Origin of the sequence: Pseudomonas putida (assembly GCF_002741075.1) — a bacterium.
GTDB lineage: Bacteria > Pseudomonadota > Gammaproteobacteria > Pseudomonadales > Pseudomonadaceae > Aquipseudomonas > Aquipseudomonas putida_T.
In genome coordinates this window covers 5,478,659-5,494,906 of sequence record NZ_CP016634.1, presented here as the reverse complement: position 1 = coordinate 5,494,906, position 16,248 = coordinate 5,478,659, and the positions used below count along the sequence as shown (strand labels likewise).

Genomic DNA, 16,248 nt, shown 5'->3' with positions numbered 1-16,248 from the left:
GACAACTCCAATGAGCCTTAACATTTTCTGGTTCCTCCCGACCCATGGTGACGGCAAGTACCTGGGCACCAACGACGGCGCCCGCGCGGTCGACCATGGCTACCTGCAGCAGATCGCCCAGGCCGCCGATCGCCTGGGCTTTGGCGGCGTGCTGATCCCCACCGGGCGCTCCTGCGAGGACTCCTGGCTGGTGGCCGCCTCGCTGATTCCGGTGACCCAACATCTGAAGTTCCTCGTGGCGCTGCGCCCAGGGATCATTTCCCCGACGGTGGCCGCGCGCCAGGCTGCGACGCTCGATCGCCTGTCCAACGGTCGCGCGCTGTTCAACCTGGTGACCGGTGGCGACCCGGAGGAGCTGGCCGGTGATGGCCTGCACCTGAACCACCAGGAGCGCTACGAAGCGTCCGTGGAGTTCACCCGCATCTGGCGCAAGGTGCTCGAAGGCGAGGTGGTCGATTACGACGGCAAGCACATCCAGGTCAAAGGCGCCAAGCTGCTCTACCCGCCGATCCAGCAACCGCGTCCGCCGCTGTACTTCGGGGGGTCGTCCGACGCTGCCCAGGACCTGGCTGCCGAGCAGGTCGAGCTGTATCTGACCTGGGGCGAGCCGCCGGCTGCGGTGGCGGAAAAGATTGCCCAGGTGCGTGAAAAAGCGGCTGCGCAAGGTCGCGAAGTGCGCTTTGGTATCCGCCTGCACGTGATCGTTCGTGAGACCAACGAAGAGGCGTGGGCGGCCGCCGACAAACTCATCTCGCACCTGGACGATGACACCATCGCCCGTGCCCAGGCGTCTCTGGCGCGCTTCGACTCGGTGGGCCAGCAGCGCATGGCCGCCCTGCACGGCGGCAAGCGCGACAGGCTGGAGGTCAGCCCCAACCTGTGGGCAGGCGTCGGTCTGGTACGCGGCGGCGCCGGCACTGCGCTGGTGGGCGATGGCCCGACCGTGGCGGCGCGGGTCAAGGAGTATGCGGCGCTGGGCATCGACACCTTCATCTTCTCTGGTTACCCACACCTGGAAGAGTCGTATCGGGTCGCCGAACTGCTGTTCCCGCACCTGGATGTGCAGCGCCCAGAGCAACCCAGGAGCGGCGGTTACGTGAGCCCGTTCGGGGAGATGGTCGCCAATGACATCCTGCCCAAGTCCGTGGCGCAGAGCTGAGGGCTTGGTCATGAGTCGTGCAACTACTTCCTGGTCGAAGCGCCTGGCACCCTGGGTCCTGCCACTGCTGTTGTTGGCGGTGTGGCAACTGGCGGTCGCCAGCGGCTGGCTGTCGACCCGCATCCTGCCGGCGCCGAGCGCGGTGGTCAGCGCCGGCGTCGAGCTGGTGCGCAGCGGCGAGATCTGGACGCACCTGGCCATCAGCGGTTGGCGCGCGGCCCTGGGCTTTTTGATCGGCGGCAGCATCGGCCTGGTGCTGGGCTTCATCACGGGCCTGTCGAACTGGGGCGAGCGCCTGCTCGACAGCTCGGTGCAGATGATCCGCAACGTGCCGCACCTGGCACTGATCCCACTGGTGATCCTGTGGTTCGGCATCGATGAGTCGGCCAAGATCTTCCTGGTGGCGCTGGGGACGCTATTCCCCCTCTACCTCAACACCTACCACGGCATCCGCAACGTCGACCCGGCGCTGGTGGAGATGGCACGCAGCTATGGCCTGTCGGGCTTCGGCCTGTTCCGCCAGGTGATCCTGCCGGGTGCCCTGCCCTCGATCCTGGTGGGCGTGCGCTTCGCCCTGGGCTTCATGTGGCTGACGCTGATCGTCGCCGAGACCATCTCGGCCAATGCCGGTATCGGCTACCTGGCGATGAATGCCCGTGAGTTCCTGCAAACCGATGTGGTGGTCCTGGCCATCGTCCTGTACGCGGTGCTCGGCAAGCTTGCCGACCTCGCCGCCCGTGGCCTGGAGCGTGTCTGGCTGCGTTGGCACCCGGCCTATCAACCGGCGAAGAAGGAGGGCGCATGACCGTGCTCAAGGAACAACCGCCGCGCCTGCTGCGTGGCATCCCCCTGGCGGTCCAGGGTGTGCGCAAGACCTTCGGTCAGCGCGAGGTGCTGCGAGGCATCGACCTGCACATCCCGGCCGGTCAGTTCGTCGCCATCGTGGGGCGCAGTGGCTGCGGCAAGAGCACCTTGCTGCGTCTGCTGGCGGGTCTCGATCAGCCCAGCGGCGGCCAGTTGCTGGCCGGTGCCGCGCCGTTGGCCCATGCCCGCGAAGAGACCCGACTGATGTTTCAGGATGCACGCCTGCTGCCTTGGAAGAAGGTGATCGACAACGTGGGCCTGGGGCTGTCCGGCCATTGGCGCGCCGATGCGTTGCAAGCCTTGGAGGCGGTCGGCCTGGCCGAACGCGCCAACGACTGGCCGGCCGCGTTGTCGGGTGGCCAGAAACAGCGGGTGGCCTTGGCCCGGGCGCTGATCCACAAGCCGCGCCTGCTGCTGCTGGACGAGCCGCTGGGTGCGCTGGATGCCCTGACCCGGATCGAGATGCAGCAACTGATCGAACGCCTGTGGCACCAGCATGGTTTCACCGTGTTGCTGGTCACCCATGACGTCAACGAAGCCGTCGCCGTGGCCGACCGGGTGATCCTGATCGAAGACGGCGCCGTGGGCCTGGATCTGGTCGTCGACCTGCCGCGTCCGCGGGTACGGGGCTCGCACCGTCTGGCGGCGCTGGAAAGCGAAGTCCTCCACCGTGTTCTTGCCGTCCCGGGCACGCCGCCCGAGCCGGAACCTGTAGCCCATTTGCCCACGCAACTGCGTTGGGCGCACTGAACCCCACAAGCCCTGAGAGAAGGAATCACACCATGACCATCAAAGCCATCAACGTACGCAACCAGTTCAAAGGCACTGTGAAGGAAATCCTCGAAGGTCCGGTGCTGTCGGAAATCGACGTGCAGACGGCCTCTGGCATCGTCACCTCGGTGATCACCACCCGCTCTGTGCGGGAGCTGGAACTGCAGGTGGGCAGCGAGGTGATCGCCTTCGTCAAATCCACCGAGGTGTCGATTGCCAAGCTGTGAGGCGTGACGCCCGGGCCGATTGCCGGTCCGGGCGTCAGTCGGCTCAGGCCTGGTTCGGGCGCAGACCGCCGAACAGGGTATTGGCCTGGGCTTCGGTCAGCGGGCCGCGCCAGGCGCCTGCTTTCTGGTTTCGCTCACGGGCCAGCTTCAGGTGGCCGGCCTCCAGCCCGCCGAACTGCTGGCGTGGCCGCTTCTTGAAGTGAAAGTGCGCATACCAGAGGGCATTGCCCGTGGTGCTGTCAGTGACTTGGTATTCCTCCAGGTATTCGATGGGGTTGCCCTGTCTGTTCTTGGTCGGCTCAAGCACTCGCGACCACTGGAGGGTCACTTCCCCTTCGGTTTTGAGGTATTCCAGGTGAGCGGCTTTGGGATTTTGCGTGGCTTTGGTCTGCTCGATCCTCAAGCGTCGTCCCAGCGCATCCAACTGACTGGCTGCCTGTTCCAATCGCCTCGCCACATCGCGCAGGACATCGGTGATGTCTCCACCCGCTTGGTTCGTGATCGACGTGGCGAGTTCACGCAGGGGATTGGCGCAACCCTGTGCGTAGTCTTCCAGGTCTTGGGGAAGCATGTTCAGCGTTTTGTAGCGCTGCAGGGAGGCTTCTGTTTCCGGGACCTTGTCCAAGCGGGCCTTTGCCGCAGTTTCCAACTGCTGCAACGTGGCGTTGTAGTCCGGGCGGGCGGGTTGGTTGCTCCGCCATGTGCCTTGTGGCGTTCTGCTGAATGTCGCATGGGCTTCGTTCGTGGCAGCGTTGGCGATCTGCATCCGTCGCTCGCCGTCCACCGTGGCCTGGTGGCCAATGTACAGTTGCTGGTCCTCGGTTTCGAACAGGCGCGGCTTGCTAGCGCCTTTGTGGGTTTTGGGGGACGGGCGGGGAGCGGTCGCGGCGAGCGCCTGTTCCGTTTCGGTGTTCAGCAGCGACAGCTCTGTGCGCATCCTGCCGATCGCATCGGCCTGGACATGCTCCGGGTAGTTGTCTTCCCAGATGCGCATGCGTGTATCGAAGCGTCGATAGCGCTCGTTCAACTGGTTCAGGAGGCGGTGTTCCTCTCGACGGCTGAGGTTGATCAACCACAGGTCACCATGGCTGTACAGGGCGCTACGCAGGGCTGTGAGTTCGTCGTTAAATTGACGTAAGAACACGATGTCGAAGACTGCATCCGGGGTCATCAATGTCGCGGCCTGGACGGAGAGGCGTACCGCCCGATAACCGTTCGGATGCAGCGGGATGCCTAGTTTGTCAAGGTCAAGGTCGTAACGCGTCAGGTTCTCGCCTTGCAATTGGTTGCGTAGCGTTGCGCAGCGCCGCATTTCCCGTTCGATCTCACCCAGTGTTGTGGACAGTTCGTTGTACGCGCGCTGCATGCCGATTACGTGGGCACGTACTTGAGCGGGAGGAGTGAGGGCGTCAAGGGTGACGTCGTTGAAGGGCGTGACCTCCCTGAACCTGGCGGACAGCCTCAGGTGCAGCTGTTCGATCAGCTTGGGATGCTGTCGTCCCATGTCGAACGCGATTTCGTGGATGATATTTCCGGCATTGGCTCGGCCTATATCGGCACGCACGGACCTTAGGCGCTCCAGAGCCTGTTCATTAAAGTGGATGTAGTTACGCAACTGGACCACCAGCTCGTCTCGGGCGTTGTTGATCACCGCGATTGAGGCTGGCTGCCCCACGGGGCCGTGGGGGCCCATGCCCTGCGCGTGGTTAAGGGCATGGGTCTTGGCCAAGAGCTGGGCCCTGTGGGTCTGTCTGGTAGCGTGGATCTCGATCAGGATATCCATGGGTGTCAATGGTCTTGGTCGCAGGCCGAGGACGCCACGCAAAGTTGTCAGGCCGCGATCGTACAGGGCGCTGATGTACGCACCTCCGCCCGCCAGGCCGCTGTCGACCAGATGACCGCTCAAGCTGCCGTGGGTTTCCCAGATGCCTGTGTCGCCGAGACGTACCGGCTGCTTGTAGGTGCGAGTGGACGTGGCTGTCAGGCGCCAGGTGAGGTCGGTTTCGTCCCATTCGACCTGGTAGTAGCGACCGTTGCGAACGATATAGTCAGTCTTGGACTTCACATGGCGGTGAACACCCACGCCGTTGGCGTTCGGGTGGGCGGCCCAGCGTCCTGTCGGCACGTCGGTCTCATAGCCGCTGAAGGACGTCGAGCGTGTGGCGTGGGCAGCCCTGAGGGTGGTACTTGCCAGTTGCCTTTGTTGGGTTCGCACGCGTGCCGGCTGGCCTGTCTTGGCGGAAAGTGCCGTGCCTGGCGTCAGATCCATCAAGGCGTCGAACAGCGACAGAAATACACTGTTCAAATGCTCGATACCGTTTGCCGAGTCGCCACGAAGAAACGCCTCGACGCTGTCGTTGGCCGCATGCCAGCCGTCATACAAGGCGATGGCTGAGCCCACCAGGGGCACGAAGCCCAAGGCCATCTTGATGTAGTCGTATACCCGACCATGGCGGATCGCTTCGGACTCCAGGTACAGGTCGACTTGGCTACGGGATGTGGCCCGGTTCTCATGGATCAGGCGGCCCATGAGCAAATTCGCCTGGTAGGTGGCGAGCAGGCCGGGCAGCGCGATGCCAGGTGCGATGAACCCTGAAAAGCCGTTGCTAAGGGCCGTGTTGATGTAGGCCAGGTGTTTGGTCTGGGCGTCATCGAGCGGTAGCTTGGCCAGGTAGTTACGCATGCTCTCGGCCAGCGCCATGCGCTCGAGCGCATGGCAGGCCAGCGCTGGGGTCGCATGTTGGCTGATCGTCTTGCCGTCGGGCGCATCGGGCAGCAGCAGCAAGGTCGGGCCCGTCGCCGCTTGCAGCAGGAAAACACCCGAGAGGGTCACCGCTGTGCTGGTGCCATCGACTGCTGTGCCAGGACGCAGGATCACCGAGTGGAAGTCGATGGTGCGGGGCTGATCGGGATGCTCCTGCTCTTGGCAAAACAGTTCGAGCATGCGCTGACCCGCTTCGTCCAGGGCATCCGGCCGGCTCAGGGCGATGATCCTGAGTTGGTGCACGAAGGGCGCGCGCAAGGCTTCCTGGCGCTGCTCGCTTTCGAACATGGTCTCGCCTGACAACCCTTTGAAGGTGTCGGTGATGCGCTTCTCGTAGGCGTCGGGCAGATCAAGCGTTTTCACCAGGTTGGCGATGTAGGTCAGGTTGACGCCCGCGCGAACTTTCGGCTCGACCGGGCCGTCGGAGAACAGAACGTTGGCATTGGTCAGGCGCAGTTTCAGGTCATCGTCGAGCGCCCACAGCAGAAAATTCGGCAGCTCGATGGTGCTGCGCGACGTGCTGAACTTGACGACTTGCTTGATGGCGTGGCCAATGCCGGACTCTCCCGCAGGGATGCGTTGATGGCTGATGCTGTCGGCGATATCCAGCTTGATGACCGGAACCGTCTTGGCTTCGAAGTCGGTGCGCAGTCGCTGTTCCAGTGCGTTACGGGCGAACTGTCCGCGTTCAGGGAGATCACGTTCGAGCAATTGGCTGGATGCCAGCATGGCGCCGCGCAGCGCCTGCACTTCGGCGGCCAGTTTGGCGTGTGAGGCTGAGTCCAGGCCGCGCAGCGACGTCAGCTTGCTGCCTATCAAGTCAGTCCGGTTTCGCTCGGCCTGACGGGCAAAGGCCTGGTTACGCGCCCGATTGATGCCCAGCCCCAGGCGTGTCTCGACCGTTTCCAGCGAGGGATCCTGCGGCAGGCTGGCCTGGATGGTTTGGATGCAATAGTCGAATGCATGGGTGGTGATCGGCTGGCAGACGAGCTCCAGAGATTGGGGATGATCGTACAGGGCATCGAGCAACGCCTCGGTACCTTGCGGCCAGGCACCCCGCATTAGGGATTCGGGCCAGGCGCCACATAGTGTGGCCTGCACGCGCTCGGCCAATTGCGCCTGGCTGGCAAGGTGCATCAGCCCGCCATCACGCCCGGCCAGGAACAGCAGCCACGAACGATCTGGCTCCAGCGTGTCGGCCTCTGGCACGCCCTGCAATGCGAGCAGGCCGGTCAACTGCCATGAGCTCGAACCTATCTTGATATGTACGGCATAGGGTTGCACCTTGCGCTGAAGGCTGGGTTCAGGACGCTCCACGAGCTGCTCCACCCAGGCGAGGTGCTCGTCTTGCAACTCGCCCAGCAGGTGCTGGAAACGGGCCTCGCCTTTGAGTGCGCGCGCCAGAAGCTGGCTCAGGTGATCGAATCGGCTGGCCTCTGCGTGCTGCTCGCTCCACGTTGTCGAGGCAATGTTCGCCGGCAACTGGGAAAACAACTGCTCGTGCTGAGTCGCAACGGCCTCAAGTTCAGCCTGGTGTTCTCTGAGCGTGGCCATCTTGTTCGAGGTCGGGGCGGTGTCGTCACCCAGGTAGGCTGCAAGAAACTGCTCCTGCCGGGCGACACGCTGCTTGCGCCAGCCCAGGGGCAGTTGGTGAGGCAGGGCGTCGAAGTGCAGCTCATCCGCGACCAACTGCAGGTCATAGGTGATGAGCGAGTCGATCTTCTGTTCAAGTGTTCGAGGCAGGGCCGGACGTGGATCGAGTGCTCGTTTCTCTTCCCAGGCCTCAAGCGTCGTCCAATCCAGCGGATCGGTCTTGCTCTCCTGGGCGGCCTCGGTCAGATGGTTCGAGGTGATGCGTTGCTTGTGGGCCAGGACTTCATCGACCCATGCGCCGAACCCATCGCCCGTGGTGTCGACCCAGTCGATGGCGCTGTCGTTGCCGCCTGGGACCAGGGGGGCGGCGGGGTCTGGCCAGAGCATGTAGCGATCGGCGTGGAGTCCCGCGCGCAGTTTGGCCTGGTCGGCGAATGTGTGGATCGTGGTGTCCGCATCGGGCCTGTATAGCAGCCAGTGGTCTTTTTCAGACCGAGGCTTGATGAGCAAGGCGCTGGTGCAGGTCTCGGCCTTGCCGTTGGGTTGGACCCAACGAATTAGAGCGTATTGAGGGGTTGGGTCTGGCTGGCCCTGGAGCCAGGCCGCAGGTTCGATATGATCGAGCCCGAGCGCTAGATCCAGGCTCGCGGCGAAATGCTCGCGCAGTAACTGAGCCGCGTGGGTTTTGCGGGAGACAGCCTTGCCTGGCATGCGGCCGGACCAATAGCCGGTCCAGGCGGAAATGCCGGTGCCGGCCCAGATGGGCACAAGCCCGGATTGCCAGTCATCGGCTGTCCAGGTGGCATAAGGAGAGTGCTCAGGAAAACCCCAGGGTTGCCAACTGGCGAAGGGCGTGGCGAATGTGGGGCTGGCAAGTACGCGGGCGGCGAGGGTCAACAAGGTGACTTGGCCGGTGTCATGTTTCAGGCCGCAGGCGTAGGGATCGACTTGAAACTGACGCTTGAGTTGGTCCTGCAAGGTGTCCTTGAGCCGAGGGGCTTGCGCCTCCAGGGAATGCAGCGCCTTGGCTGCGTCCTGGCGACGTTGCCTGGCGACGCGTAGCGCTTCGCCTCGACCCGCGCTGATTGCCGGTACCGGTGGGGTGAGCGTAGCGGTGGAGTCAGACGACAAGTTGTCGGGCGGGGTGGTTTGGGACATGCGTGCATCTCTCCGAAATCGTGGCAGGTGGAGCCACTATTTCAGCGAGTGCAGGGATCGACAGGTGTTACATATGCACCGATCAGCGCTTGGGCAGGAACGGCGGTAAATACAGCCCCAGGTACGCCTCGAACACCCGCTTGCCTTCCTCGGCCATGCGTGGGGTGATCTGCTCGTGCAACTGCATCGATCGCGCATAGACCCGGTCGCTCAGCTCCATGGCCAGGGCGAACACATCCACGTCCCTGGGCATCGCCGGCAGTTGGAAGTGCTGGTCGAACAGCTTGTGCATCAGCTCGCCCAGTTCCATGTCGTGCTGGCGGTCGGCCTGGACCACTTCGCTCAGGCCATGCTGGGCGAGGATCAATTGGCGCGCTGCCGCGTCCTCGTTGTAGATGTCTAGCATGCGCTGCTCGATCAGGCGCGAGAGATCGTGCCAGGTGGCGAATGCGCTGCTGTCGATCGGTGCGCACAGGGCTTCGCGAAACGCCAGGTGCACGTCAGCGGTCAAGGCCTCGAGCAGCGCCGGGACGCTGGCGAAGAAGTGGTATACCGACGACGGTGGGATCTGCGCCCGTTCGGCCACGCTGTAGATCGACAGGCCCGCCACGCCCTGGTCGGCCAGCAGCTCGCGCGCCGCAGCCAGGATCGTGTCGATCCTCGCCTGGCTGCTGGCGCGCGGCTTACGCGGGGTGCTGGCGCGGCTCATCAGTTGCTGATGGCCAGAATGCTGGCCTGGTAGGCGCCGACGAACAGGTCGAAATCACCGACCTCCTGCTGCTCCAGGCGCGACTGCTCGGCCAGCGAGTCCCTGGCCAGGGTCTCGAAGGCCTGCTGACGCTCGACGCTCAGTGGCTGTTCGCGGAAGGTTTCGGCGTGGAGGCGGCTCTGGCGCAGCGAGAACTGGACAAAGGTTTCGTCGTGCTCGGCCATGCGCGCCAACACCTGGGCCGACGGGGTCAGCGAGGCATCATCGACCTTGGCCTGCTGCGCCGCCAATGCCTTGGCATGCGCTTCGCCACCTTGGGCGCGGTCGAGCAGTTCGGCCAGGGGCGCGATGCGGGCGATCAGTTCGCTGGCCCAGTCTTTCAGCCCGATGGGCTGGCCGTTACGGCGAAGCTCAAGACCTGGACGACGGCCTTCCTTGACCACGGTGAGGAAGTTGTTGGTGCACTGCCCGCACTCGCCGCTTTCCAGCAGTGGGCTGTCGTCCAGGGCGCAGAACAGCAGGAAGGCATCGAGGAAACGCGCCTGCGGCAGGTCGATGCCCACCGGCAGGAACGGGTTGATGTCCAGGCAGCGTACTTCCACGTACTGCACGCCGCGCGATGTCAGGGCCTGAATCGGGCGTTCGCCGGTGTACGTAACGCGCTTGGGGCGAATGTTCGAGTAGTACTCGTTCTCGATCTGCAGGATGTTGGTGTTCAGCTGGACCCACTCGCCATCCTTGTGCGTGCCGATCTCGACATAGGGCGGGTAGGGCGTGCCCACCGCCTTGCGCAGGCTGTCGGTATAGCTGGCCAGGTTGTTGTAGCAGGGCGTCAGGCCGGCCTGGGCATTGCTCTGGTAGCCCAGGTCGCTCATGCGCAGGCTGGTGGCGTAGGGCAGGTACAGGGTTTCGGCGTCCAGCTCTTCGAGCTGATGCGGGTGGCCGCGCAGGAAGCCCTTGTCCAGGGCGGGCGATGCGCCGAACAGGTACATCAGCAGCCAGCTGTAGCGGCGGAAGTTGCGGATCAGGGCGATGTACGCCGCCGACTGGTAGTCGCGGTCGTTTTCCTCGCTGCCTTCGGCCTCGCGCAGCAGCGGCCACAGCGCCTCGGGCAGGGAGAAGTTGTAATGAATGCCGGCGATGCACTGCATGGTGCGGCCGTAGCGCAGGGCCAGGCCCTTGCGGTAGACGTGCTTGAGCTTGCCGATGTTGGAGGTGCCGTACTCGGCGATCGGAATGTCTTGCTCGGCCGGGAGCGTGCACGGCATCGACGGGCTCCACAGGTATTCGTCGCCGAGCTTGGTGTAGACGAAGCGGTGGATCTCATCAAGGCTCTCGAGCACCTTGGCCGGATCCGCCAGGGCTGGCGTGATGAACTCCAGCAGTGATTCGGAATAGTCGGTGGTGATCTGCTCGTTGGTCAGCGCTGAACCCAGGGCCTCGGGGTGTGGCGTCTGGGCCAGGCGACCTTGGTCGGTCACGCGCAGGCATTCGCGCTCAATACCGTGCAGGCACTGCTTGAGCAGGGGGAGATTGGCGCCGAGCAGGCTCAGGCGGCGGTTGAGGAGTTCGCTCAAGATGTATTCCTTCACGCGTCAGTCGCCCCAATATGGGGGTAGGGATGACGGTCTACAAGGGTAGTTGGAAAAGGAACTGGCGTTGTCGCCTGGTTTGTCTGGGTTTTCAGCAGTGCCAGTGCCGGCTGGGGCCGCTTCGCAGCTTCTCGCAGGTTTGCCAGCGCCCGGCGGACGTGATGTCCGGCCTATGGGGCTGACAAACCTACAAGGGGCGCGTAGCGGCGCCGATATTCGATAACGCCGAAAATACCGCAGATAAGCCTTGGTGAGCTAGAGAACGGCGAAGGTTCCCTGCGCCTTGGCCACGAGCTTGTCCCCCTGGAATACGTCGGCGTCGACCACCAACGTGCGGCGCCCAGCGTGCAGCACGCGGGCGGTGCACACGACTTCGCCGTCACTGACTGCGCGCATGTAGTTGATCTTGCATTCGATCGTCACGCTCTGCTGATCGAAGCCATGGCTGGCCGAGCAGGCCAGGCCCATGGCGATGTCCACCAGGCTGAAGATCGCCCCGCCGTGCAGCTTCTGGCCGCGGTTGCGCAAGTGCGGCTCTAGGGCCAGGGCCACCTCTGCAAGGCCTGTTTCCAGGCGTTGCAGGCGGCAGCCCAGGAGCTGGCTGAAGGCGCTTTCGACGTATTCGGCCGGGATGTCCATCACTTCTTCTTCAACTGCTTGGCGTTGGCGAACAGCGCGGCCATGGCATTGTTGGCCGGTGCGGCTGCGGTTTCACGCGGGCGCGGCGCCTGCTGCTGGCGGTTGCCGCCATTGCCGCGGTTACCACCCCGGTTGCCTTCGACCTTCTCGCCCGGTGTGTCGCTCATGCGCATGGACAGGCCGACCCGCTTGCGCGGGATGTCCACTTCCATGACCTTGACCTTGACCACGTCGCCGGCCTTGACTGCCTCACGTGGGTCTTTGACGAATTTCTCCGACAGCGCCGAGATGTGGACCAGGCCATCCTGATGCACGCCGATGTCGACGAAAGCGCCGAAGTTGGTGACGTTGGTCACCACGCCTTCGAGGATCATGCCCGGCTCCAGGTCCTTGAGGTCTTCGACACCTTCCTGGAAGGTGGCGGTCTTGAACTCAGGACGCGGGTCGCGACCTGGCTTGTCCAGCTCCTGGAGGATGTCGGTGACGGTCGGCAGGCCGAATGTCTCATCGGTGAATTTCTTCGGGTCCAGGCGCTTGAGGAAGCCGCTGTCGCCAATCAGCGAACGGATGTCGCGGTCGGTGTCGGCGGCGATGCGTTGTACCAGCGGGTAGGCCTCAGGGTGCACCGCCGAGGCGTCCAGCGGGTTGTCACCGTTCATCACGCGCAGGAAGCCTGCGGCCTGCTCGAAGGTCTTTTCGCCCAGCCGGCTGACCTTTTTCAGCGCCGCACGGGTGGCGAACGGGCCGTTGGCGTCGCGGTGGGCGACGATGTTCTGGGCCAGGGTGGCGTTCAGGCCGGAAATGCGGGTCAGCAGCGCCACGGAAGCGGTGTTGACGTCGACGCCCACGGCGTTCACGCAGTCCTCGACCACCGCGTCCAGGCCACGCGCCAGCTTCACCTGCGACACGTCATGCTGGTACTGGCCGACACCGATGGATTTGGGGTCGATCTTCACCAGTTCGGCCAGCGGATCCTGCAGGCGACGGGCGATGGAGACCGCGCCGCGGATCGAGACGTCCAGGTCCGGGAATTCGCGGGCAGCCAGTTCCGAGGCTGAATATACCGATGCGCCGGCTTCGGAAACCATGATCTTGGTGATCTTCAAGGCTGGGTATTTCTTCACCAGTTCGATGATCAGCTTGTCGCTCTCGCGGCTGGCGGTGCCGTTGCCGATGGCGATCAGCTCCACCGAGTGTTTGGCGCACAGGGCGGCGAGAATGGAAATGGTGCGGTCCCAGTCGTTCTTCGGTGCATGCGGGTACACCGTGGTGTGGTCCAGCAACTTGCCGGTGGCATCGACCACCGCGACCTTGCAGCCGGTACGCAGGCCCGGATCGAAGCCCAGGGTGGCGCGAGGGCCAGCGGGCGCGGCGAGCAGCAGGTCGTGCAGGTTATGGGCGAAGACGTTGATCGCCTCGCTCTCGGCGTTATCGCGCAGCTCGCCGAACAGGTCGGTTTCAAGGTGGGTGTAGAGCTTGACCTTCCAGGTCCAGCGCACCACTTCAGCCAGCCATTTGTCGGCTGGGCGATTGCGGTTTTCCAGGCCGAAATGGCTGCCGATCATAAGCTCGCACGGGTGCAGGGTGCCTGGCAGCTCCTCGCCGACCTTAAGCGATGCGCTCAGCACACCTTCGTTGCGGCCCCGGAAGATCGCCAGGGCGCGGTGCGACGGCACGCTGCGCAGCAGTTCGTCATGGGCGAAGTAGTCGCGGAACTTGGCGCCTTCCTCTTCCTTGCCGGCCACCACGCGGGCGCTGAGCACCGATTCCTGCTTGAGGAACCCCCGCAGCTTGTCGAGCAGGGCGGCGTCTTCGGCGAAGCGCTCCATGAGGATGTACTTGGCGCCTTCCAGGGCTGCCTTGACGTCGGCCACGCCTTTGTCGGCATCGATGAAGCGCGCCGCTTCGGTTTCCGGGGTCAGTTGCGGGTCATTGAGCAGGCCGTCGGCCAGTTCGCCCAGACCGGCTTCCAGGGCGATCTGCCCCTTGGTTCGGCGCTTTTGCTTGTAGGGCAGGTAGAGGTCTTCCAGGCGGGTCTTGGTGTCGGCCAGCTTGATCTCGCGGGCCAGCTCTGGGGTCAGTTTGCCCTGTTCCTCGATGCTGGCCAGGATGCTGGCGCGCCGCTCGTCGAGCTCTCGCAGGTAGCGCAGGCGCTCCTCCAGGTGGCGCAGTTGGGTGTCATCCAGGCTACCGGTCACTTCCTTTCGGTAACGGGCGATGAAGGGCACCGTCGAGCCTTCGTCCAACAGGGCCACGGCCGCCTCGACCTGCTGCGGGCGAACGCCCAGTTCCTCGGCGATACGGCTGTTGATGCTGTCCATGAGAACCACCTGACAAATAGTGAATGCTGGAGGCCGCGAGGGGGCATTCAGGCCCGGCGGCGCTGGGTGAAAGCGGCGCATTATACCCATCGTGCCGGGCTTGGGGTGATGGCGCCGGGCCAGCCATGTCCCGGCAGGAACTGGCGTCAGGGGAAAAATCTGCTAACAATGCACACGGCACGCGTTGTCATGGCTACGCCATAATGCGCGGCGATATCAAAGGAGTTATTCATGACCAGCACCGCAAATACCGCTGAAGGCGAGAAGATTCTCATCGTCGATGACGATCCGGGGCTGAGCAGCCTGCTGGAGCGTTTCTTCACCAGCAAGGGCTATCGCGCCCGCGCGGTGCCCAATACCGAACAGATGGACCGCCTGCTGGCCCGTGAGGTCTTCAACCTCGTGGTGCTCGACCTGATGCTGCCCGGTGAGGATGGCCTCTCCGCCTGCAACCGCCTGCGCAAGGCCAACAACCAGATCCCGATCATCATGCTGACGGCCAAGGGTGACGAGCTCAGCCGTATCAAGGGCCTGGAACTGGGCGCCGACGACTACCTGGGCAAACCGTTCAACCCGGACGAGCTGATGGCGCGGGTCAAGGCCGTGCTGCGTCGCCAGACCCCGAGCGTACCCGGCGCTCCTGGCAGCGAGGACGAGACCGTCACCTTCGGCGACTACGAACTGTCGCTGGCCACGCGCGAGCTCAAGCGTGGCGATGAAGTGCACATGCTGACCACCGGTGAGTTCGCCGTGCTCAAGGCCTTGGTGATGCATGCCCGCGAGCCACTGACCCGCGACAAACTGATGAACCTGGCCCGTGGCCGTGAGTGGGATGCCCTGGAGCGCTCCATCGACGTCCAGATTTCGCGCCTGCGTCGTATGATCGAGCCGGACCCTTCCAAGCCGCGCTATATCCAGACCGTATGGGGTGTCGGCTACGTCTTCGTGCCGGACGGAAACGCCAGTAAATGAACATGAGCCTGCAGGCTTGCCATCACGCACCAGGGCGACCCGATGGGGTCGCCCTGTTTGCGTCTGGATCAGGCCTGCACCCTGTCGAGCCCCGCCCGTGAACGCAGCGCAGTAGTTGTCCAGATGAAAACGCCTCTTTGGTTCCCGCAAAGCTTCTTCGCCCGCACCTTGTGGCTGGTGTTGATCGTCGTCCTGTTCTCCAAGGCCCTGACGCTGGTGTACCTGCTGATGAACGAGGACGTGCTGGTCGATCGCCAGTACAGCCATGGTGTTGCGCTCACGCTACGCGCCTATTGGGCCGCCGACGAAGAAAACCGCGACAAGATCGCGCAGGCGGCGGGGTTGATCCGGGTCACCGGCTCCGGTGTCCCAGAGGGAGAGCAACATTGGCCGTACAGCGAGATCTACCAGCGCCAGATGCAGGCCGAACTGGGCGATGACACCGAGGTGCGGCTGCGCATTCATGCGCCGCCCGCCTTGTGGGTCAACGCACCGAGCCTGGGCCCGGGTTGGCTGAAGGTACCGTTGTACCCCCACCCGCTGCGGGGGCAAAAGATCTGGAACGTGCTGGGTTGGTTCCTGGCTATCGGCTTGTTGTCCACTGCTTCGGCGTGGATCTTCGTGCGTCAGCTCAACCAGCCGCTCAAGCGACTGGTGTTCGCCGCCCGGCAACTGGGTCAGGGGCGCAGTGTGCGTCTGCCGATCAGCGACACGCCGAGCGAGATGACCGAGGTGTACAGAGCCTTCAACCAGATGGCCGAGGACGTCGAGCAGGCCGGGCGTGAGCGTGAATTGATGCTGGCGGGGGTTTCCCATGACTTGCGCACCCCGCTGACTCGTCTGCGCCTGTCGCTGTCGTTGATGGCCAACGACAGCGAGCTGACCGATGACATGGTCCGTGACATCGAGGACATGGACGCGATTCTCGACCAGTTCCTGGCGTTCATCCGCGATGGTCGGGACGAGCCGGTGGAAGAGGTGGACCTGGGCGCGCTGGTGCGTGAAGTGGTGGCGCCCTACAACCAGCCAGAGGAGCGGGTGCGCCTGTGCCTGGAGCCGATTCCGCCGTTCCCGCTGCGTCGGGTGTCGCTCAAGCGCATGCTGGGCAACCTGATCGGCAATGCCTTGCATCATGCTGGCAAGGGGGTCGAAGTGGCGGCCTACGTTTCGGGTGACCAGAGTGCGCCCTATGTAGTGCTTAGCGTGCTGGACCGAGGGGCAGGTATCGACGAGTCGGAGCTGGAGACCATCTTCAACCCGTTCATTCGTGGAGATCGTGCCCGAGGGGGCAAAGGCACCGGGCTGGGGCTCGCGATCGTCAAGCGGATTGCGGCCCAGCACGGAGGCAATGTCGAGTTGCGCAATCGCTCCGGGGGCGGCATCGAAGCGCGGGTAAGGCTGCCGTTGGGGCTGCTGTTGCCACGTAACGCCGTCTGAGTTTACGGGCTGGATTGGCCTGTTCGGCGGTAGATCGGGGCG

At 63.9% G+C, this 16,248-nt stretch carries 11 protein-coding genes; 6 read left to right on the top strand and 5 right to left on the bottom strand.

Features of this window, described 5'->3' with window-relative positions; all coding sequences use genetic code 11:
• Positions 1–10: 10 nt before the first annotated feature.
• Genes ssuD through IEC33019_RS25770 form a run of 4 tightly spaced genes read left to right on the top strand, consistent with a single transcriptional unit; the run spans position 11 to position 3,021 of the window.
• Positions 11–1,159 carry an FMNH2-dependent alkanesulfonate monooxygenase gene (gene ssuD, locus IEC33019_RS25785; protein WP_070090812.1) on the top strand — a complete coding sequence of 383 codons (1,149 nt, stop codon included), beginning with the start codon at positions 11–13 and terminating at the stop codon, positions 1,157–1,159.
• A gap of 10 nt (positions 1,160–1,169) precedes the next feature.
• Positions 1,170–1,964 carry an aliphatic sulfonate ABC transporter permease SsuC gene (gene ssuC / locus IEC33019_RS25780; RefSeq protein WP_070090811.1) on the top strand — a complete coding sequence of 265 codons (795 nt, stop codon included), beginning with the start codon at positions 1,170–1,172 and terminating at the stop codon, positions 1,962–1,964.
• Positions 1,961–2,773, top strand: a complete 813-nt coding sequence (gene ssuB, locus IEC33019_RS25775) for an aliphatic sulfonates ABC transporter ATP-binding protein (protein WP_070090810.1) — start codon at positions 1,961–1,963, stop codon at positions 2,771–2,773. Before ssuC ends, ssuB begins: the two co-directional genes overlap by 4 nt.
• A 32-nt stretch (positions 2,774–2,805) precedes the next feature.
• Complete coding sequence (locus tag IEC33019_RS25770) at positions 2,806–3,021, top strand: TOBE domain-containing protein (RefSeq protein ID WP_003255829.1); 216 nt, start codon at positions 2,806–2,808, stop codon at positions 3,019–3,021.
• A 43-nt stretch (positions 3,022–3,064) separates the two neighbouring features.
• Here the strand turns inward: IEC33019_RS25770 and IEC33019_RS25765 are convergent, their stop codons facing one another.
• From IEC33019_RS25765 to IEC33019_RS25745, 5 genes are all read right to left on the bottom strand, one after another.
• Complete coding sequence (locus IEC33019_RS25765) at positions 3,065–8,536, bottom strand: hypothetical protein (protein WP_099594077.1); 5,472 nt, start codon at positions 8,534–8,536, stop codon at positions 3,065–3,067.
• An 82-nt stretch (positions 8,537–8,618) separates the two neighbouring features.
• Positions 8,619–9,245: a TetR/AcrR family transcriptional regulator gene (locus IEC33019_RS25760; RefSeq protein ID WP_070090808.1), complete on the bottom strand. Its 627-nt coding sequence runs from the start codon at positions 9,243–9,245 to the stop codon at positions 8,619–8,621.
• Positions 9,245–10,822, bottom strand: a complete 1,578-nt coding sequence (gshA, locus tag IEC33019_RS25755; protein WP_170831705.1) for a glutamate--cysteine ligase — start codon at positions 10,820–10,822, stop codon at positions 9,245–9,247. Before gshA ends, IEC33019_RS25760 begins: the two co-directional genes overlap by 1 nt.
• Before the next feature lie 270 nt (positions 10,823–11,092).
• Positions 11,093–11,476 (bottom strand): PaaI family thioesterase, encoded by a 384-nt coding sequence (locus IEC33019_RS25750; protein WP_070090806.1) that lies wholly within the window; start codon positions 11,474–11,476, stop codon positions 11,093–11,095.
• A complete protein-coding gene (locus IEC33019_RS25745; RefSeq protein ID WP_070090805.1) occupies positions 11,476–13,797 on the bottom strand; it encodes a Tex family protein in 2,322 nt (773 codons plus the stop codon). The genes IEC33019_RS25750 and IEC33019_RS25745 overlap by 1 nt, the downstream gene beginning before the upstream one ends.
• A 231-nt stretch (positions 13,798–14,028) precedes the next feature.
• Between IEC33019_RS25745 and ompR the strand changes: the two genes are divergently transcribed.
• Complete coding sequence (ompR, locus tag IEC33019_RS25740) at positions 14,029–14,769, top strand: osmolarity response regulator transcription factor OmpR (RefSeq protein WP_070090804.1); 741 nt, start codon at positions 14,029–14,031, stop codon at positions 14,767–14,769.
• A 123-nt stretch (positions 14,770–14,892) separates the two neighbouring features.
• Positions 14,893–16,206 (top strand): ATP-binding protein, encoded by a 1,314-nt coding sequence (locus tag IEC33019_RS25735; protein ID WP_070090803.1) that lies wholly within the window; start codon positions 14,893–14,895, stop codon positions 16,204–16,206.
• Positions 16,207–16,248 lie beyond the last annotated feature (42 nt).